This is a genomic window from Microbacterium rhizosphaerae, from assembly GCF_034120055.1.
GTDB classification, from domain to species: Bacteria; Actinomycetota; Actinomycetes; order Actinomycetales; family Microbacteriaceae; genus Microbacterium; species Microbacterium rhizosphaerae.
Map to the genome: position 1 here is coordinate 2,528,749 of NZ_CP139368.1, position 18,674 is coordinate 2,547,422.

An 18,674-nucleotide genomic window follows, 5' to 3' on the forward strand; every position below is an offset into this window, starting at 1 on the left:
AGCCCCGCCGGGCGCGCATCAGCGAAAAGCGGTGCGGCTCGTCGCGGTCGCGCCGAGCTCCCAGCCCTGCGGCACGAACACCGTGAGGACGGGCGGGTGCCACGTGGATGCCACCGTCACGCGCGACGCCGCGCCGTCGGGACTCTCGGCGCCGACGAGGCGCACGCCGCGTCCGGCCTCGGCGAGCAGGGCGGATGCCTCGTGCCGGACGCCGGCGCTCGTGAGCTCCGCATGAGGCCCTGTCGCATCGACGCGCAGGTGGAAGCCGTCCGCGCCGGCGAGGGCCGCGGCATCCGCGACCGCATCGAGCTCCTTCTGCGCGAGGTACAGCGACGTCGCGTCGACGCACACGAGGATCACCGCGAGCGCGAGCATCGCATATCCCAGAGTCAGCAGAAGGACGCTGCCGTCGTCGTCTCCGGCGTTGCGCCGTGCGCGCAGCCGTGTCGTCGCGGCCCGGATCATCGGCCGACCCACGTGGTCGACACCTTCTGCACGGCGGTGGCCTCGACGGGGATGCCGGCGAGCCGGTCCAGTCCGAGAACGGGTGGAGCCAGCGGGAGCGTGACCCGTGTCGCGACGCGGACCCTCAGGAGCGCACCGGCCTCGGGGCAGGTCGCCCCTGTGGGGTCGCACGACATCGAGACGGTCATCGCGCCCGGATCCATGCCGTACTCGCGCGCGACGGAGGCCGCGATCCGGTCTGCGCGCACGCGCGCCTCGGACACGTCGGTCGCCGTCGCGACGGCGCGGGCGATGTGCCGGGCTCCTGACTCGACGGCGAGCGCCTGACCCTGAATCTGTCCCAGGGCGACGACGAGGTAGACGAGCGGGACGAGCATCAGCAGACCGACGAAGATGAACTCGAGCGCTGCGGAGCCCCGGTCATCCACCCTGCCGGGGTCGACATCGCCGTGCTCAGCCGAATGACTCTGCCGGAGCATGGGCGGTCACCTCCATCGTGCGGGGAATGCCGAGGAGTCCCGCCAGCGGCAGCGGCGCGCGGACCGTCACGACGATGCTCGGACCTCCGAGGTCGGGACTCTCGCGGACGTCGATGTCCTCGGCGTAGGTCGAGCCGATCGCACGTGTCACGATCTCGCGTGTGCGCTCCACGCCGTCCGCGAGGGAGGTGTCTGCGAGCGCGGCCCGATAGGCGCCGTCCACCGCGGCGTCATGCACGACGTTCCGCACATACACGGCGAGTCCGAGCTGAAGGACTGCGAGCGTGAGCACCGTGAGCAGCGAGCCGACCAGGACGAACTCGACCGGGCTGGACCCGCCGTCGTCGGCGAGCACGCCTCGAGCCCGACTCGACATGCCCGCGCGAGCGCGCATCGCGACGCGCCCGAGGCCATGAGGACGAGGCGGCGTCACATCCCCGAGACCCGCGCGATGGCCTGCTCGAACAGCTGGGAGAGCGCGGGGCCCGCGAGCGTCCAGATCGCGAGCACCAGAGCCGCGGTCATCAGCGTGACGAGCACCCAGCCGGGGACGTCACCCCGTTCGTCGTCGTGGAGGTCGCGCAGCGCTACCCGCATGCGCGTGAGGGTTGCTGTGAACATCTCTGTCCTTTCGGGTCAGCCGATTCCGAGTCGGAGCATGAAGATCCCCGGATACACCGCGAAGACGACGCTCAGGGGAAGGATGAGGAAGACGAGCGGAATGAGCATGAAGACCTCGCGCTTGCCCGCCTGTTCGATGAGTCCCCGCTTGGCATCCTCGCGCGCGTCGATGGCCTGACTCTGGAGGACCCCCGCGAGCGGCGCCCCGCGTTCGAGCGCCGCGATGACCTGATCGAGGCTCCGCGTGAGCGCGGGAACGTCGAGCCGTGCCGCGAGCGCCGCGAGGGCGTCGGCGAGACTCGAACCGGTGCCGACGGCGAGCACGGTGGTGCGCAGCTCTGCCGTCAGCTCGCCGGCGCCGATGTCGCCGACGCGCCGCAGCGCGTCGAGCACCCCCTCCCCGGCGGACAGGCACAGCGCGAGGAAGTCCAGCACGGTGGGCAGCTCGTCCTGGATGCGCGCGATCCGCGTGCGCGCAGCGTGCGACAGGTGCGCGTCGCAGAGCAGCACGCCGACGGCGGCGAGCACCGGAGCGAGGAGCACGGCCGCGGGTGCCGCACGGCCCGCGACGGCGAGCCCGACGGCGGCGAGCGCACCGGCGAGCAGACCGGCCAGCGCCCAGGCGAGCTGGCGGCCGCGGAAGGCGGCGGCATCCATCGACGACCCCGCCTGCCGCAGTCGCCGCTCCACCGCCTCGCTGCCGCCCAGCAGCGAGCCCGCCCGCGCGAGCAGGGCGCGCCACAGCTCGAGGACGCCGGCCGAGGACGGGAGCGCGATGAGCGATGTGCCGACCGGATCGGTCACGTCCCGGATGTACGGCGCTATGCGGCGCGACAGGCTCGGCGCGCCCCACCGCGGGACGACGGTCAGCACGCACCACACGCCGAGGCCGAGCGCGGTGCCCAGCACGACCGCGATGGCCGCCTCGTTCGGCAGGAACCCGGTCATCCGAACCACCGCCGCGGCTCCGGGAGGCGCCCGATGCGGAGCATCAGCCGGTAGGCGACGAACGAGGTCAGGGCCCCCGCGATGATGAGCGCGACACCCTCCGGGGTCGCATACGCCCTGGCGCCCTCGGGGCGCAGCACGAGCAGACCGAGGATGACCCATGGCGCGATGACGCCGAGCATGGCGGCCCCGCGGATCCACGATTGCCGCGACTCGACCTCGGCGCGCAGGGCCGCGTCCGCCCGAACCGACGCCGAGAGCGCCCGCAGCACCGGGACGAGTTCCGTTCCGCCCACCTGCCGCGCCATGCGCAGGGTCTCGACGATCCGGTCGCCCACAGGATCGGCCAACTGGTCCTTCAACCGTCGTGCGCTCGAGTCGAAGTGCCCGGACGCGGCCAGATCGCGCGCGAAGCCCGCGAACGCCGGCCGCAGCGCTTCGGGTGCCGACGTGGACAGCGAGGCCACCGCATCCGGCAGCGACATACCTGCACGCACCGAGGCGATCACCAGGTCGCAGACATCGGGCCACAGCGTCCGGCGCCCGCGCATGCGCGCGGCGCGACGACCGCGGAGGTAGGCGATCGGAGCCGCGCCGCCGACGATCCCGCCCAGAAGCGCAAGGATCGGCAGTCCCGTGACGAGCCACGCGACGGCGGCGGCGAGCCCGCTCGCCACGGCGCAGGAGCCGATGAACCCCGCGCTCGTCAGGCGCGGGAGCCCTGCAGCGGCGGCGAGCCGCTCGAGCGCGCCGGTGTGCTCAGCGCCTTCCGCCGCGGCGTCCTCGTCGTGTGCGGGCCACAGCCACGGCGACAGCATGAGGAGGATGCCGGCGGCCAGCGCGGCTCCCCACACCAGCGTCACGCGGCGGCCTCGAACAGCGTGCGCGCCGCCACGGCGGAGCCGTCCACCCCGGTCGGCTCGACGATCTCCGCGACGCGACGCCGGCCCGCCGCATCCCGCTCGCAGTGTGCGACGAGATGGACGCCCATGGCGACGGCCGGGAGCACGAAACCCGCGTCGATGTTGCGGCCGGCCAGGAGCGGCAGGGCGGCGAGCTTGGCAAGCGCCTCGCGGGCTGAGCTGGCGTGTATCGTCGCGGTGCCGGGGACGCCGGTGTTGAGGGCCAGCAGCAGATCGAGCGCTTCGGCATCGCGGACCTCGCCGACGACGAGGCGATCCGGCCGCATGCGCAGCGCCTCCTTCACGAGCCGCCGAAGGGTCACCTCGCCCGTTCCCTCGAGAGACGGCTGGCGACCCTGCATCGCCACGAGGTCCGGCGCGTCCACCGCGAGCTCGAAGGTCTCCTCGACCGTCACGATGCGGTGCCAGGCGGGCGCGGCGGCCACGAGCGCGCCGAGCAGGGTCGTCTTGCCCGCGTGGGTCGCACACTGTCACCAATAGGTATGTTGGCGTACACTGTCGGCATGGCACCGAAGACGCGGGACGCAGCGCTCTATCTGCGCATCAGCATGGACCGCAGGGGCGACGGGATGGCAGTCGACCGGCAGCGCGACCTCGCGACAAAGCTCGCGAAGGAGCGAGGGTGGAACCTGGTGGGCGAGTACGTCGACAACTCGATCAGCGCCAGTCGCATCAACGTCGTGCGACCTGCCTACAACCAGCTGGTGGCTGACTACGAGGCGGGCAAGCTGGGGGCGATCATCGCCTACGACTTGGACCGGCTGACCCGCCAGCCGCGCCAGCTCGAGGACTGGATCGACGCCGCCGAGCACCGCGGACTGGCGATTGTCACCCTCAACGGCGAGGCCGACCTGACAACGGACGGGGGACGACTGTTCGCCCGGGTGCGCGTCGCGGTCGCGAAGGCCGAGACGGAACGCAAGTCGCAGCGACAAAAGGATGCGAACGCTCAGCGCCGCGAGCGGGGCGAATTCCGCCAGACCTCGCGCCTATTCGGGTACACCGTCGCGGGCCAGATCATCCCGGAGGAGGCGGCCGTGGTGCGCAACGTGTACGAGCGATTCGTCGCGGGCGAGTCGATCCGCTCGATTCAGCTCGACCTCGCGGCCCGTGGCATCCAGTCGGTGCGTGGCTCCGTCATCTCACGGCCGGGCATGAACCGAATGCTGACGAACGCGCGCTACGCCGGTCGTATGACGTTCGATAGGCAGCAGACCGGCCACCTAGGCACATGGGAAGCGATCCTGCCAGGTGCGCTATTCGACACGGCGCAGGGCATTATGACCGATCCCCGCCGCCTGTCGAAGCGGGAGGGCACCGACAGAAAGCATGTCGGCAGCGGCCTGTACTTCTGCGAATGCGGCCGGCGCGTGCGGATGACGGGCGGCAAGAAGGGTCGAGATTGGTACGGGTACACCTGCGCCAACGTCTGCTACACACGCTCGGGGCGTGACATCGATGAGTATGTTGAGGCAACCGTCGCGGCCTGGCTTGACCAGAACAAGGTGACGCCTCATCAGGACGAGGCGGCGAATGAGGAAGCGACCGACCTCGCACGTCTCCGCGAACGTCTCGCGCAGGTGGAACGCGACTACGACGACGACTTGATCGACGCGCAGCGCTACAACATCAAGCGGGCCAAGATCATGGCGGAGCTGGATGCAGCGGGCCGCGCTCAGCAGCGCTCGCGCGCCAGCGCTGCACTGGCATCCCTCGATTCGTCCAAGACGCCGTCTGATGCGTTCCTAGCTGCCCCGCTGGGCATCCGCGCGCAGATCGTGAACGAACACTTCACGGTGACGCTTAGAAGGCAGGGCAAGGGGCAGGGATCGCGAGGATTCCGGCCCGAGTCAGTCCAGGTCGAACGTAAGCGGGCCGCGTGATTCACCCTGCTGATCGCACCACTAGCAGTCGAACGTGTCTAATAAGAATAGACGACACGCGACGCGCCGTATTCGAACAAATGCGCCCTTTCCATCATGCACGAGGATAGGCTGAAGGCATGTCGCAAGTCGTCGTCAGATGCGGGGCCAACATCGGCAAGGGTCGCAAGTGCACCCGCGTCGTTGGCCGCATCTCGTCTGACAGCGTCCCGCTAGGGGATGGTGGCATCATCGTCAGCTGCCCGAAGCACGACGCGAGCTTTACGCCGGCTCACCTCGCCCACGCGATGCGCCGCCGTCTGAGCGCTGGCCACGAGAACATCCTCCCCAGCTCGACCGTTTACACGATCCCCGCGCAGACCATCGCGCGTCACGTCCACTGGGCGAACGCTCGGGGCTCTGACGTCGTGATCTTCGCCCGCTGAAAAACCGAACAACAACCCATTGGCCGATGAATCGGCCGTAGACCCTTCGCCCTGGGAAGCGCCATCCGAAAGGACGGCTTCCCCATGGCATCCCAGTTTCTGCTGGTGGCTCGATCCCGAGCCGGCAACGCGGCGCGCTATGGCACCCCTGCTGAGCAGGAGCGCGCCCGCGCGGACCTAGCTGAAGCACGCATTGCCGACGCAATCGAGAAGGTCGTCAACTCCGCTCCCCCGCTTCGCCCGGAGCAGCGCGAGCGCCTGGCCTCCCTCCTCCGCACCGCCGCGCCGAACGCGAGCGCGGCATGAACGCCGCCATCCAAGAGGCGGCGCACCAGCTCGCGGCGACTCTCGCGCCGCCGAACGAGGCCGAGCGCCAGCGCCTGGGTGAACTCCTCCGCGCCAGCCTCCCACCGCACACGGCGAGGGCAGCATGAGCCGACCACTGGAGGACTGGAGCTACAGCGACGACTTCGACGCGCTCGAACTCAGCGCGCCCGATCGCGCCGTGGCTCGCTACCTGTGCTGGCGTATCTCCAGCTCGACGGGCTGGTGGTACGAGTCCGCCGAAAGCATCGCCAGCAAGGTGGGATGCAGCTCGCGCACGGTCCGCCGCGCCCTCGACGCGCTCGAGCAAGTTGGCGGCATGGAGCGTCGTCGGCGGCGAAATGAGAACGGCTATCTGCACGACTACATCGTGGCCTTCCCATCGATCCACGAGCCCAACGGCGAGGAATGGGCGGCAGCGGCCCCCGTAGAGCATCTGGACTCTCAGTCCAGGCCAAAGGTCGAAGCATCTGGACTCTCAGTCCAGGCATCTGGACTCACAGACCAGGCATCTGGACTGAGTGGCCGCGCAGTCAAGAGGAAGAACGAGGGAAGAAACGAAGGGGAAGAACGAGGGGACGACGCTGACGTGTTCCCCATCGGCGAAACAGGTGTGGAAACCTTCTCGTCGGAAGTCGCTAACGCGACTCCGCGACGTGACGACGTGGAGCGCCTGCTCGACATCCTCGACGCGGAGATAGTCCGCAACGGCTCGAAGGCCCCGAGGCGCAACAAGGCCAACCGCGACGCCATGCGCCTGATGATCGACCGCGACGGCCGCACGCCGGGGCAGATCGCGCGCGCGATCTACTGGTGCCAGCACGACGACTTCTGGCGCGCCAACATCCTCTCCGCCGTCAAGCTCCGCGAGAAGTATGACCAGCTCCGGCTCGACGCCGCCCGCAAGCAACAGCCGCAGTCCAGCCGCAAGGGGCAGCGCCAGGAGCGGAACCTCGATGTCGTCGCGGAGCTGGCTAACATCCAGCGCGCGCGAGAGCGCGGGCTGGAGGCGGCTCACGCCGCGGCGCACTGGACTCCGTCAGTCGCTGCCGAGCAGGAGGCAATCTGATGGACGAGCGCATCGACAACATCATCACCGCGGTCTATGACCTCGGGGACGGCACCAGGGTCGCAGAGGGTATTGACCCGAACGGCGAAGCTGTGTTCGCCGTCCTCGGCGATCCGAACGGCGAGGACGGGTGCGCCTGCGCGCAGCACGCGCGGCACGAGCAGATCGGCAAGTTGCCGGCCGACATCCTCGCCCGCATCCACACGGGAGGGGCACGCCGATGACCAGCAGCGCATGGGATGAGTTGGGCGGCCGTCTTCAGCCGCTCACGTACTGGATGACCTGTATCGAGTGCGGCGAAGAGGTCGAGTTGCCCAACGGCCGGCCGCGTGTCTCGCTCTGCCCACGCTGCACGCTCCGTCGCGCCGCACGCGCCGAGAACGCTCGACGCGCCGCCGCGAACCGTTCACGGGAGGCGCGGGCGAGATGACCGAGCAGCTGCACACGATCACGCGCGGCCGGATCGCAATGACCCAGTGGCCCGGCGGACTCCGCGCCCACTACGGCCAGCAGCAGCGCGAGACGCATTACACGGCCACGTGCACGTGCGGATGGACAGCGGAGTCCAGCGTCTCGATGGTCGTGGTGCATCTATGCGAAGACCACACAGCCAAGACCGGCCACGAGGCCGAATCGATGAAAGGAAGATCATGACCACCACACCGCAGCAGCCCCACGGGGGCCGGCAGCAGCTCGTGCAGCACCCGCTGACGGGATACAGCGCCCAGGCGGCCGCGTCGTACGTGCGTCCCCTCGACGCCGACGAGAGCGCCCGCGCGCACACCATGCAGGCCGAGGCTCAGCGCGCAGCCGCAGCGCAGGCCGAGGCCGAAGCGCTCGCCCGGATCGACGCCGAGCGCGCAGCCGCAGCCGCCCGCTACGCGCAGACGCCCGAAGGTCGCGCCGAGGCCACGCGTCGCGCGGCCGAGGACGCGAACGCCAGCGCCTACGCCGAGGCCGCCGAGCGCGCCTCCGAAGCCGCCCGCGCCACTACCGACGGCCTCGGGCGCGCGGCTGCCCTCCGCGAGTCGATCCGGGCGAAGAGCGGCCAGCTGCTCTCGCAGAGCTTCGATGCCAATGGGCGGAGGGCCTGACATGGCCGTGAGTCACGTGGTCAGCACGACCACTGCCGGCGGCATGGCAGTCGTGAACTGCTCGTGCGGCTCCAGCCTGACGATCCCCGGGGGCGACGCTTCCTCGGCCGCGCTTCCCCAAATGCAGGCGTTCATGTCCGCGCACTCGCATTGGCCGATGCCAGGCGCGAGTCCGGGAAATCTCTTCTAGACCGCTCGGCCGGGCGTACGCGTGACGGCTGCCACGCCCGGCCGAGCACTACCCCCTCCCAACGAGCCCCGCAGAAACGAGATGAGCACGTGACGTACGTTGTTGGATCGGCCGAGATTGAGGTCGTGCCGAGCCTCAAGGGCTTTGACGAGAAGATCGACGCTCAGACACGCGACCTCACCGCGGGCATCCGCCTCGAGCCAGACATCGCCGGCCTGCGCGCGAAGCTCTCCGCGCTCGATGACCTCACCATCGGTGTCAAGCTGGACGACACGGCCGCGCGGCTGAAGCTGGACGCGCTCACCCGGGATCGCCACGTCGATGTTGACGCCAGCAGCGGCATGCTGGGCGGTCTTGTGCCGCCAGCCGCCCCCACGGTTCCGAGCGCGGGCGGCTTGGGCGCGGCCGGCGCAGGTGCCAGCGCTGCTGCTCCCTACCTCGGGATCGGCATCACCCTGCTGTCAGTACTCGCGACCGCGCTGATTCCCATCGCGGCCGTTGCGCTGGGCGCGTCCGCGGCGCTGGGCGCGCTCTTCGCCATCGCTGGGGGCGGCGTGGCGATCTTCGCCCTGCTCGAGCAGCGCGCCATCTCCACGAACGCGGCCTTCAAGGCGCAGCTGACCCCATCACTGAATGCGCTGAGCGGGGCATTCGACGCGCTCGTCTCGAAGAACGGGCCCGCGCTGCTCGCTCCGCTGACAGCAGGCATCCGACTGCTCGCCGGCATGCTGCCCGCGCTGACGCCGTTGATCACCGCGGTAAGCGGGGCGCTCATGGGCTTCCTCAAGCCGCTCCAGGACGCGGTCAGCTCGGGCGCGTTCGCCAAGTTCGTGGCCCAGCTCGCCCCGATCGCCGGGGGCGCTCTTAGTGGCTTCGGCACCATCCTGCTGAACGTGGGCAAGGGGCTGGTGTCGATGGTCCCGGCCCTGGTGCCGCTGGGGACCACGATCCTCAACGGAGTCATCAAGCTGAGCGACCAGTTCGCCAAGATCGGCCAGAGCCCTGAATTCAAGGGCTTCATCGCCTACGTGATCGCGAACATGCCGACCGTCACGAAGGTCGTAGGCAACCTGATCGCCATCACGGTGGGTGCACTCGTCGCCCTCGCCCCGCTGGGCGCAGGCGTCCTGAAGTCCCTGGCCACGATCACCGACGGCATCCGCGCGTTCGCTGACAACCCTGTCGTCAAGGGAATCTGGAACTTCCTGATGATCCCCACCGCGGACGCCCTCAAGGCGGTCGGGCACTGGTGGAGTGTGGAGCTGCCGAACTTCATCGGGCAGGCCCTGAGCAACGCCGGCAAGTGGCTGCTCGACATGGGCGGCAAGATTCTCGGCGGACTCGTGCAGGGGCTCGTGATCACCATCTACGTCGTCCGCGACTTCTTCACCGGCCAGCTCCAGGCCGCCGTCTGGCGATGGCTCGTGGCCGTCGTGCCGCAGGTCGTGACCGCCGGCATCCGCTGGATCACCGGGCTTGCAGCAGGCATCGCACAGGCGTGGCCCGGCATCGTCAGTTGGTTCCAGAACATCGGCCCCAACCTCATCCGGTTCCTGGCCGGCGCGGGCGTGTGGCTTGTCAACACGGGCGAGCAGATCGTGCACGGTCTGCAGGCCGGCATCGGTCGGATGTGGAACGGCTTCCTCGGCTGGATTCACTCACAGATCATGCTGATTCCCGCCGCGGTCCGCGACGCGCTCGGCATCAAGAGCCCGTCGACCGTGTTCGCGGAGATCGGCGAATACATGGGGCTCGGCCTTCAGCAGGGTGCCACCGCCAGCATCCGCCGGGCCATGGACGCCACCCAACTCCAGATCACGCGCAGAGCGGCGACACTCCACGCCCAGGTGGGGGCCACCCTCGCCACCCAGCTCGAGGCCACCGTCTCGGGAGGCTCGGGCGGACCGACCTCGCAGCAGATCGACCAACTCATCAAGGAAATTCAAGCGCTCCGGGCAAAGACTCCGAGCGCCCAGGACAACGCCCACGCCGCGCAGCTCGCTGCCCGCGCGGGCATCGCCCGAACGGGGATGGCCTGACCCGGGGGAAGGATGACCGCATGACCGAGAACGTTGACCCCTTCGAGCTGGACGCCGAACAGCTCATCCCCATCATCCAGTCCCTGAGTGACGGCCTCATGCAGGACGATGCCGCCGGAGTCTTCCAGGCCATCCAGCGCGGTGACAGCCTCGCAGCCGTCGCAACGCTGAACCGGATGAATCCTCACGAGCGCCTGCTGGCAGGCCTGCACATCGCCCTCTTCGCGAAGAACGCATACGAAGAACTCGCACGCGAGCGCAGCAAGAGAGACAACGAAGGCGACGACCAATGATCGAGCGAGCCCAACACGAGAAGACAACCGTGCGCCGCATCGCGTCGCGCAGACCGCGCCGAGCTATGCCGCGACGCAACGCGACCCCCTCCCCCGGTCACCCCCACCCCACCGGCGCAAACGGCGACTCGCGTATATGCGGTCGCGCTCGAGCTAGCGCTTAGCGCTTGAACGAAAGGCAAGGAACCCCGATGAGTGACACCAAGCCCATCGCCACGCCGCGGACTCTGGGCGCTGCCGGCAAGGCGCTGCACCGCGCAATCGCGCGGCAGTGGGCAGAGCTGGACCTGATCCCGGACGCCCGGGAGGCCGCGTTGCTACTGCAGGCAGCACGCGAGTCCGACGTGCTCGCCGCACTCGATACCGAGGTCGATGCGGCCATTTCTGCCGGAAAAGTGACCGTTACAGGGGCTCAGGGGCAGCCTGTGGAGCATCCGGCCATCGGCGCAGCCCGGCGCTCCCGGACGACGATTCAGACGCTGCTCCGCTCGCTGTCCTTCGACGTGCCGGCGGATGCCGAGGGCTCGATTGTTGGGCTGCCCGCACCGCACGCGCTCACCCCGGCCGAGATGGGGCGCAAGGGCGGGCTGTCACGCTCGCGGAAGACCTGGACCGCCTGATGGCCATATACAACGGCAAGCGCGCAGGGGCCGCCCTCGATGAGTTCGCGGCCACCGTCCGTCGCGGCTACGTCGCCTACATGGACAACTGGGTTGCGACCCGCTCGCCCTGGCTCTCCGCGGGCAAGAGCTGGGACCCGGAGACGGAAGAGTGGGCCGCGGAACGCGCGCAGCAGCAGGCGCGAGTAGAGCGTGAGTGGGCCGCGGAACGCGAGGACTGGACGGCCGGCGAGGCCTTCATCCTCGACACGGGCGAGATGTTCGACGCGCTCTATGCCATCAGAGACAACCACGCGGATCGGTTCACCTTCGCCGCCGATCGCGAGCAGACACGCCAATGGCTCATCCCCGGAGCAAACGGCGGCCGGGTCGTTGAGGTCGAGATTCGAAACGGGCCCTTCGGCCGCAACGCCTACCTCGCCGGCACCGACCAGATCGCGCCCGCGTGATGCCGTACGCCGACGCCGACCGCCAGCGGGAGCGCAACCGGACCGCCGCGCGCGAACGCATGCGGCGCATCCGCGCAGACGCCGAGGGCCGCGAGCGTCACAACGCCGCCGAACGCGAACGGTACTGGCGTCGGAAGAACGAGCGCACCCGCGCCGAGCGAGACGCCACCGCCGACCCCGTGTGCATCGCGATCCGGGAGGGCCACACCGCCGCGCGTGACCACGTCATCAACATGACCGCCGACCGCGAGCAGTACGTGCGCTGGGCTCGCGAGAAGATCGCGATCCAGGATGGCGCGCCCCTCATCCTGTCGTCAGCCGACGTCGTCCGTGCTCTGCAGCGCGCAGGCCTCGAGCGCCTCGCGCTCAGCTGGCGCGCCCGGATCGACTGCGCCGCGGCGCGCTGGTGGAGCGTCCCCGCGACCGGACGAATGCGCGAGGTCAGCGCGAACGGCAGACCGCTGCTCAGGGCTGCCGAGGCATGCCCGTCAGCGGGTCCAGCCCGGCATCCCACCGCCGCTTCTGCTCTGCCGGCGTGATCGCAGAGCCGTAGCCGTCGCGCTTCGGCGTGCCCATCTCGGGCGTCTCGATCATCTCCCGGCAGTGCGCCTCTGCCTCCGCGTAAGTGTCGTGCCAGCCCAACGTCTCCCGCTTCGACGGCTCGAGCTGCCACCGCTGCACGCGGTAGAGCATGTGCGTCTCGTGCGTCCTCTTGCTGACCGCAGGAAGATACCGGATCAGGAACCTTGGCGTGTGCACCGCGTTGGTTACGAGCCACGCTGTCGTCTCGACCTGGATGTATATCGCCCTCGCCACACCCAACCGGAACCCCTTCTCCGGCCGCCTCTCAGCGTACGCGCGGTGGCGGACACCCGGTCGGCTGGAGGATCGTAGGCTTTCCGACACACAAACCCCCGCTAGTCCAGGGATTGTGAGAAGTCGCTCATTCAGCCGATACGATCAAGACTCGTGTGGTCCGTCGTCTCGCTTGTCCTGCGCATCGGCGCAGTCGCGTGGGCGGCTCTGGTGGGTCTCGGGGCCGCTCTGATCGCGGCAGGTCTGATCAATCCGCTGCCAAAATTCGAGGGCACGGTATGGGTGATCAGCCTGATCATCCTCGGCGTGGACAACGTCGGGACGCTCATTGTTCGCGGTTCGCGTCGACGGCGGGGCCGACGGATGGACCGCCTCGAAGACGCGCTCATGGTGGCTCTGCTCCAGATTGTTCGAGAGACGCCTCAACTTCACCTCGAAGACCTCGGAGCTAACGCGTACGTCGTGAGCGGGCGCGATTCGAAGCGACTCCACCGTGTCGCCCGCTTGAGGCCTGGGCGATACCCCCAAGAGTCCGGGGTGGCATGGGGCTCTGGAAAAGGCATGGTTGGTGCCTGCCTGGACCAGAAGAAGCGCGTCTACAGGAACTGGTACGCCGTGGCGAAGAAGTACGGCAATACGGATATCTCTCCGGAAGCGTTCGAGAAGATCCCCGTGAACACGCGTTGCGGGTTCACATACGAGGAGTTCGTCTCGATCGTCGGAAAGTACTCCGAGGTGCTCGCTGAGCCCATTTGGGACCTACGGAATGATGGTCGGATCCTCGGCGTTCTCACCGTTGACAGGGCGTATCGCTCCGGCGAGAGTGAGTACACACCACTCCTCGACAAGCGTGCGACACACGAGTCGGCAGGCCTCGCGGCGTCGGTGGTATCGCGTATCGTGAGGCCCAAAGCAAGCTGAATGAGGAGGGGCACGATGGAATCACCGCTGACACCTCGTCAGGAAGAGTACTTCGAGATCCTCGAGCGCATCGACCCAAGTCCGGAGATGCGGCGCATTATTGAGGACACGAAGCGTGATCTGCGCGAGGGCGACAAGGTCGTTCGTGGCTTCACGCGTGTGAAGGGCTTCACGCCGAACGACCACTGAGGCCAGTAGGCGGCTCGACGGCCCCAACCTGCCTCAGCGCATCCGCCAGCGCGAGCGTCTGAGCCGCGCTCAGATCGTCTGGCAGCACCTCCACGTCCCACTGGACCCGCACGCCGTCGATATCGCTCCACAGCGCCTGCAGGACCGTGATTAGCTGCCCTTCCGCCGTCACGGGGACCAAGTCACCGCTGGCGACGCCTTCGGCTTCATCTACAACCCATGTTGTTGTCATACGGTCCAGTGTCCTCACGAATCGTCTAGGCGTAAGACCGTCGCGCGGGTGACTTTCGTTAGACGGCGCGCGGTTGTGGTCCGGCAGAAAGCCACTAGCCTCGCTTCATGCTGATGGCGCTTCCCATCCCGATTCCGGTGGACCTGACTCGGGATTGGTTCGACGTGCTAGCCCTTGTGGTGTCAGCCTTCGCCGCCGTGGGGACGCTGCTCGCGGTGTTCTTCTCCGTCTGGGTGGCGACACGCTCGTGGCGTGACGGCCGACGCGCGGAGGCATCGCGCGTGACCGCCTGGCCCGGTGACATGGACCGTCGGATTCCAGATACCGTCCTGCATCCCGTGGTCAATGGTGCGACGTGGGATGCTCCGGAGCGTCCGATCATCGTGATTCGCAATGACTCCGGCTCGACCATCCACAACGTCCTCATTGCGTATTCCAAGGCCTGGAGCTATCACAAGGTGGCCCCAGACGAGCCGATGAGTACGCCGCTCTGGCAGACGATGGTTCCTCCGGGCGACTGGTATGTGGGCGGCCCGGGCTACCACGGAGAGGCCCACGACTATCGAAGCGGGCTGATGATCGAGTTCACCGATGCGAACGGCCGTCGCTGGATGCGCGCGGCCGACGGGAGCCTGGCGAGGAGCAATCAGACATTGCTGGCGCGCATGCAGAAGGAATCGAAGCCGGACAACTCGTCGTTGAAGAGGCTCTGACGCCGCATCGATGATCGGGTTGTGTGGCGCCGGAGACGAGGATGCTGCGTCCCGTGGCCATCGCGTCACGCAGCAGCTCGGCGGCGTACGGATCGAGCGAGCCGATCGCGACGAGCCGATCGAGATCGCGATACGCGGGCAGGAACTTGCGGATGTTGACCGACCAATGCCGGCGCGTGATGTCGGGGATGACGACGTGCAGACGCGAGCCGTCGGGGAGCGACGCATCCACGAACGGCTGGGACAGGTCGACCCGGCGCCCGGTGGCCTGCAGCATCCGCTCGACCAGATCCCGGATCGCCGCATCCGTCAGCCGCAGCGGCACGCGCTCGGGCATCCCCTCGCGCGCGATGAAGATGCGGTCGGGTGCGTTGATCCAGAGCTCCTCCACCGTCGGGTCGTCGAGGTACGGCTGCAGCGGCCCGTAGCCGGCGACGGCGGCGAGCACCTCGCGCACGCAGGCCTGCTCGTCGTCCACCGGCGCGAGCCCCCGCGCGAGGGCGAAGTCGTTGTGGCGGCGGACCTCCGCCCACGCGATCTGCAGAGCCGTGTCGGGGTCGCGGGTCGGGTCCGTCTGCTCGGCGCGCAGACGGTCGCGCACACGATCGGCGACGGATGCCGTCGGTCCGGTCGTGAAGGCGAGAGTCACCGGAGCATCATGACAAGACAGCGCGAATCGGCCCGAAAGTTATCCACAATCGGTCGCTCCGACCCGCCCTACGCCGAGAGCCCCCACAGCGGGTACAGGACGTCGAGCCCCGCCGCCACTCCTCCGGTGAAGGCGAGTCCGATGTGGGTCGCGCCGGGGATCGGCGTGAGTGTCACATCCATGCCCACGGAGCGGGCGACTGAGGACACCAGCTTCGCGTCCGGGCCGTACTTGTGGTCGTCGGCGCCGTAGGTGAACACCGCGTGGACGCCGTTGTAGGTGCCGGCGGGTGCCTTCCGCATGATGTTGATCGGCTTGCTCGCCTCGAACGCGGCCACGTTCCCCGCGAAGATGCGCGCGAGGGCCAGCGGAGGGTGCACGGAACCGGGATACGGCTCCCCCGAGATGTCGACGATCGTGCCGAAGGTCTGCGGCATCAGCGCGCCGTACTTGATCGCGCAGCCACCGCCGTTCGAATAGCCCATGATCGCCCAGTACTTCGGGTCCTCGATCACGTGCAGGTGGGCCGCCGCCCACGCGACGACGTCCTTCGTGATGTAGGTCTGCGCGTTGCCGTACATCTTGGAGTCCGCGCACGTCGGATCACCCTGCGTGCCGATCTGGTCGGCGACCAGCACGATCGGCGCGAGACCCTGGTGCTTGAGCTGGTACTGCTCCACCACGGATGCGACGCGGGCGGGGCTGGGGTTGCCGGGATAGCCCATCATGAGGATCACGAGCGGAAGCGGCGGCGCATCCTTCACCAAAGCGGCGGGCGGCAGATAGAGGCCTGCGGGTCGGGCGTGGAAGCCGGACACGGTCGCGGGGATCGTGACGGTCCCCTGCTGACCGAGGTGCGGCATGTCCGCCGGCGGACGCCACGCCTGGTAGAGCGATCCGTCGCCGGGCGTCCATGCGGGCTGGTCGGTGGCGGTCGGCGACGGCTTCGGGAGGGCGATCGGGTGCCGCACCGAGATGCCGAGCATGTCGGCGACGGTCGCGTTGAGGCCGAAGACGGCGTTGATGCCGACGGCACCCGCTGCGATGAAGACGGGGATGCTGAGCACGGCGATGGTCTTGCGCCACCACCGCGAGCGCCACAGGTTCGCGACCGCCAGACCGACGGCGCCGAAGGCCGCGACGGCCCACCACAGGATCTCGAGCTGCAACTGCTCGCCGAACGCGTCGGTGATGTTCGAAACGACGAAGACGATGATCGCGACGAGGGTTCCCGCGAGGATGCCGAGCGCCGAGGCGAGGAGGCGTCCCCGGCCCGGACGACGGATCAGGAGGTACACGGCGAGCGCCAGCGCGGCGACGTACAACACGACGGGAACGGGACCGTCGAGCACCTGAGCGGTCAGAATCGCGTTCATCGGTCCTCGTCTTGATGGGGTCGGTTCACTGTATGCGGGCGCACTTTCGCGAGTCTGCGTGAGAGCCGTGAGATCACCGAGCCGCGCACACAACGCTCACAGGTCGCTCAGTAGAATTGCCGGAACGCGGGAGTGGTGAAACTGGCAGACACGCAGGATTTAGGTTCCTGTGCCTCCGGGCGTGTGGGTTCAAGTCCCACCTTCCGCACGGCGTCATCCTCTGCGCCCTCCGACGCCACTCAATGGACACAATCGACGGGAACTCCGTGCACGCTGCCGCACTCATCCCCTGGCTGGACCCTCAAGGGATCATCCACGCCGCCGGCCCCTGGGCGCTGCTCGTCGTCTGCGGCATCGTCTTCGCCGAGACCGGCCTCCTGATCGGCTTCCTGTTCCCCGGCGACACCCTTCTCCTGATCTCGGGCCTCCTGTCGCACTCCACCGGCACGTACCCGAACGGCGTCTTCGGCGTGAACGTGTGGTTCGTCGCACTCGCGATCGCCGTCGCGGCCTTCATCGGCGGCGAGGCGGGCTACTTCATCGGCCATAAGGGCGGACCCGCGATCTTCGAGCGCAAGGACTCCGGCCTGTTCAGCCGCGAGAACGTCGAGCGCACGAACGCGTTCTTCGAGCGGTACGGCGGCATGACGGTCGTCCTCGCACGCTTCGTGCCGGTGGTGCGCACATTCGCGCCGATCGTGGCCGGCGTCGGCCACATGCCGTGGCGCCGCTACACCCTGTACAACCTCGTCGGCGCGCTGCTCTGGGGCTTCGGCATCACGCTGCTCGGCTATGCGATCGGGTTCATCCCCTGGGTCGCCGACATCGTCACGAAGTACATCGACGTCATCCTCCTCGGGGTCGTCGTGATGACGATCTCCGTGACGGTGTTCCACTATCTCCGCGAGCGCGGGAAGGCGCGCCGCGAGGCGGCCGCCGCGGAGAGCGCCGAGGCGCCCGCCGAGCACGTCGACCTCGCGCTTCCCGAGGACGTGTTCGCGCCGCACACCCGTCGCGCGCACCGCGCCGCGTTGGAGCAGGAGAACGACGAGACCGCAGGCTGAGTCCTACTCGCCCGAGGCGCGCTTCGCGCGGTTGCGCTCGACGCTCGCGCGCAGCGCATCCATGAGGTCGATGACCTCTCCCCCGGTGCCTTCCTCGACAGCCTCGCCGAACGTCTCGGCGGTGTCGAAGGCATCGCCCTTCTCGAGCTTGGCCTGCACCAGCGTGCGCAGCTCCTGCTGGTACTCGTCGACGAACGCGCTCGGCTCGAAGTCCGCCGCGAAGCCGTCGACGAGGGATGCCGAGAGCTCGAGCTCCTTGTCGGAGATCTTGACCGGCGCATCCAGTGCCGGAAATGCCGCCTCGCGGACCTCGTCCGACCACAGCAGCGTCTGCAGCACGAGCACGTCGCCTCGCACGCGCAGCGCCGCGAGCCGCGTCTTCTGCCGCAGCGAGAACCGGACGATCGCCGTCCGGTCGGTGTTCTGCAGCGTCTCGCGCAGGAGCACATAGGCCTTCGGCGACATCGAGTCCGGCTCGAGGTAGTACGCCTTGTCGAACAGGAGCGGATCGATCTGCTCGGTCGGCACGAACTCGACGACCTCGATCTCGCGGCTGCGCTCGGCGGGGAGGGATGCGACGTCCTCCGCGGTGATGACCACCGTGCGCTCGCCGTCGTCGTAGGCCTTGTCGATATCGGCGTACGGCACGATCTCGCCGTCGATCTCGCACACCCGCTGATAGCGGATGCGGCCGCCGTCCTTGTTGTGGACCTGATGCAGCGAGAGGTCGTGATCCTCGGTGGCGGAGTACACCTTCACCGGGACGTTCACGAGCCCGAACGTCAGTGCACCCTTCCAGATGGCTCTCATCACTCCAGTACACACCTGTCGCACCTGCCACGGCTACCCCGGCCCCGGCTGCCTGGTCGCACGCCCGGCGGGCGCGAGCTGT

Annotated in this window: 25 protein-coding genes, 1 tRNA gene and 1 pseudogene; 16 read left to right on the forward strand and 11 right to left on the reverse strand. The window is 68.5% G+C overall.

Translation table 11 applies throughout. The features are described from left to right. Positions 1–18 precede the first annotated feature (18 nt). The 7 genes and pseudogenes from SM116_RS11370 to SM116_RS11400 all read right to left on the reverse strand — a co-directional run. Entirely contained in the window at positions 19–465 is a 447-nt protein-coding gene (locus SM116_RS11370; protein WP_320941098.1) for a pilus assembly protein TadG-related protein, read from the reverse strand. Continuing rightward, complete coding sequence (locus tag SM116_RS11375; protein WP_320941099.1) at positions 462–944, reverse strand: TadE/TadG family type IV pilus assembly protein; 483 nt, start codon at positions 942–944, stop codon at positions 462–464. The genes SM116_RS11370 and SM116_RS11375 overlap by 4 nt, the downstream gene beginning before the upstream one ends. Next, positions 919–1,320 (reverse strand): TadE/TadG family type IV pilus assembly protein, encoded by a 402-nt coding sequence (locus tag SM116_RS11380; protein WP_425563268.1) that lies wholly within the window; start codon positions 1,318–1,320, stop codon positions 919–921. Before SM116_RS11380 ends, SM116_RS11375 begins: the two co-directional genes overlap by 26 nt. A gap of 53 nt (positions 1,321–1,373) precedes the next feature. Continuing rightward, positions 1,374–1,565, reverse strand: coding sequence for a hypothetical protein (locus SM116_RS11385; protein ID WP_320941101.1), 192 nt, complete (start codon positions 1,563–1,565; stop codon positions 1,374–1,376). A 15-nt stretch (positions 1,566–1,580) separates the two neighbouring features. Continuing rightward, a complete protein-coding gene (locus SM116_RS11390; RefSeq protein ID WP_320941102.1) occupies positions 1,581–2,513 on the reverse strand; it encodes a type II secretion system F family protein in 933 nt (310 codons plus the stop codon). Next, a complete protein-coding gene (locus tag SM116_RS11395) occupies positions 2,510–3,376 on the reverse strand; it encodes a type II secretion system F family protein (RefSeq protein WP_320941103.1) in 867 nt (288 codons plus the stop codon). The genes SM116_RS11390 and SM116_RS11395 overlap by 4 nt, the downstream gene beginning before the upstream one ends. Next, a pseudogene (locus SM116_RS11400) lies at positions 3,373–3,900 on the reverse strand (ATPase, T2SS/T4P/T4SS family); the annotation flags it as partial. The gene SM116_RS11395 and the pseudogene SM116_RS11400, both read right to left, overlap by 4 nt. A gap of 39 nt (positions 3,901–3,939) precedes the next feature. On the opposite strand from SM116_RS11400, the gene SM116_RS11405 reads away from it, so the two are divergent. From SM116_RS11405 to SM116_RS11470, 14 genes are all read left to right on the forward strand, one after another. After that, positions 3,940–5,319 carry a recombinase family protein gene (locus tag SM116_RS11405; RefSeq protein ID WP_320941104.1) on the forward strand — a complete coding sequence of 460 codons (1,380 nt, stop codon included), beginning with the start codon at positions 3,940–3,942 and terminating at the stop codon, positions 5,317–5,319. 119 nt (positions 5,320–5,438) lie between these two features. Beyond that, positions 5,439–5,744, forward strand: coding sequence for a hypothetical protein (locus SM116_RS11410; RefSeq protein WP_320941105.1), 306 nt, complete (start codon positions 5,439–5,441; stop codon positions 5,742–5,744). Between the two features lie 84 nt (positions 5,745–5,828). Continuing rightward, on the forward strand, positions 5,829–6,050 hold the full coding sequence (locus tag SM116_RS11415; RefSeq protein ID WP_320941106.1) for a hypothetical protein: 222 nt from the start codon (positions 5,829–5,831) through the stop codon (positions 6,048–6,050). Positions 6,051–6,174: 124 nt separating this feature from the next. After that, positions 6,175–7,137 (forward strand): hypothetical protein, encoded by a 963-nt coding sequence (locus SM116_RS11420; protein WP_320941107.1) that lies wholly within the window; start codon positions 6,175–6,177, stop codon positions 7,135–7,137. Beyond that, positions 7,137–7,361: a hypothetical protein gene (locus SM116_RS11425; protein ID WP_320941108.1), complete on the forward strand. Its 225-nt coding sequence runs from the start codon at positions 7,137–7,139 to the stop codon at positions 7,359–7,361. Before SM116_RS11420 ends, SM116_RS11425 begins: the two co-directional genes overlap by 1 nt. 202 nt (positions 7,362–7,563) lie before the next feature. After that, the gene (locus SM116_RS11430) at positions 7,564–7,791 is read left to right on the forward strand and encodes a hypothetical protein (protein ID WP_320941109.1); all 228 of its coding nucleotides are present in this window, start codon (positions 7,564–7,566) and stop codon (positions 7,789–7,791) included. Further along, on the forward strand, positions 7,788–8,231 hold the full coding sequence (locus tag SM116_RS11435; protein ID WP_320941110.1) for a hypothetical protein: 444 nt from the start codon (positions 7,788–7,790) through the stop codon (positions 8,229–8,231). Before SM116_RS11430 ends, SM116_RS11435 begins: the two co-directional genes overlap by 4 nt. 150 nt (positions 8,232–8,381) lie before the next feature. Continuing rightward, positions 8,382–10,460 carry a phage tail protein gene (locus SM116_RS11440; protein ID WP_320941111.1) on the forward strand — a complete coding sequence of 693 codons (2,079 nt, stop codon included), beginning with the start codon at positions 8,382–8,384 and terminating at the stop codon, positions 10,458–10,460. A 20-nt stretch (positions 10,461–10,480) separates the two neighbouring features. Continuing rightward, positions 10,481–10,753 (forward strand): hypothetical protein, encoded by a 273-nt coding sequence (locus SM116_RS11445; RefSeq protein WP_320941112.1) that lies wholly within the window; start codon positions 10,481–10,483, stop codon positions 10,751–10,753. 191 nt (positions 10,754–10,944) lie between these two features. Continuing rightward, a complete protein-coding gene (locus tag SM116_RS11450; RefSeq protein WP_320941113.1) occupies positions 10,945–11,373 on the forward strand; it encodes a hypothetical protein in 429 nt (142 codons plus the stop codon). Continuing rightward, positions 11,373–11,822, forward strand: coding sequence for a hypothetical protein (locus SM116_RS11455; protein ID WP_320941114.1), 450 nt, complete (start codon positions 11,373–11,375; stop codon positions 11,820–11,822). The genes SM116_RS11450 and SM116_RS11455 overlap by 1 nt, the downstream gene beginning before the upstream one ends. Next, a complete protein-coding gene (locus SM116_RS11460) occupies positions 11,822–12,361 on the forward strand; it encodes a hypothetical protein (RefSeq protein ID WP_320941115.1) in 540 nt (179 codons plus the stop codon). Before SM116_RS11455 ends, SM116_RS11460 begins: the two co-directional genes overlap by 1 nt. Positions 12,362–12,791: 430 nt before the next feature. Continuing rightward, positions 12,792–13,559 carry a hypothetical protein gene (locus SM116_RS11465; protein WP_320941116.1) on the forward strand — a complete coding sequence of 256 codons (768 nt, stop codon included), beginning with the start codon at positions 12,792–12,794 and terminating at the stop codon, positions 13,557–13,559. A 15-nt stretch (positions 13,560–13,574) separates the two neighbouring features. Further along, positions 13,575–13,748 carry a hypothetical protein gene (locus SM116_RS11470; RefSeq protein ID WP_320941117.1) on the forward strand — a complete coding sequence of 58 codons (174 nt, stop codon included), beginning with the start codon at positions 13,575–13,577 and terminating at the stop codon, positions 13,746–13,748. Here the strand turns inward: SM116_RS11470 and SM116_RS11475 are convergent. The 3 genes from SM116_RS11475 to SM116_RS11490 all read right to left on the reverse strand — a co-directional run bounded on the left by SM116_RS11475 (position 13,729) and on the right by SM116_RS11490 (position 16,718). Then, positions 13,729–13,980, reverse strand: a complete 252-nt coding sequence (locus tag SM116_RS11475; RefSeq protein ID WP_320941118.1) for a hypothetical protein — start codon at positions 13,978–13,980, stop codon at positions 13,729–13,731. The two genes, SM116_RS11470 and SM116_RS11475, sit on opposite strands and share 20 nt — an antisense overlap. 585 nt (positions 13,981–14,565) lie before the next feature. Continuing rightward, on the reverse strand, positions 14,566–15,342 hold the full coding sequence (locus tag SM116_RS11485) for an ATPase, T2SS/T4P/T4SS family (RefSeq protein WP_425563261.1): 777 nt from the start codon (positions 15,340–15,342) through the stop codon (positions 14,566–14,568). 68 nt (positions 15,343–15,410) lie between these two features. Further along, entirely contained in the window at positions 15,411–16,718 is a 1,308-nt protein-coding gene (locus SM116_RS11490) for an alpha/beta hydrolase (protein ID WP_320941120.1), read from the reverse strand. Between the two features lie 126 nt (positions 16,719–16,844). Between SM116_RS11490 and SM116_RS11495 the strand changes: the two genes are divergently transcribed. Then, positions 16,845–16,926 (forward strand) — tRNA-Leu (locus tag SM116_RS11495). 34 nt (positions 16,927–16,960) lie between these two features. Then, on the forward strand, positions 16,961–17,782 hold the full coding sequence (locus SM116_RS11500) for a DedA family protein (protein ID WP_320941121.1): 822 nt from the start codon (positions 16,961–16,963) through the stop codon (positions 17,780–17,782). Between the two features lie 3 nt (positions 17,783–17,785). Here SM116_RS11500 and ku read toward each other — a convergent pair whose 3' ends face one another. Beyond that, positions 17,786–18,592 carry a non-homologous end joining protein Ku gene (gene ku / locus SM116_RS11505; RefSeq protein ID WP_320941122.1) on the reverse strand — a complete coding sequence of 269 codons (807 nt, stop codon included), beginning with the start codon at positions 18,590–18,592 and terminating at the stop codon, positions 17,786–17,788. Positions 18,593–18,674 lie beyond the last annotated feature (82 nt).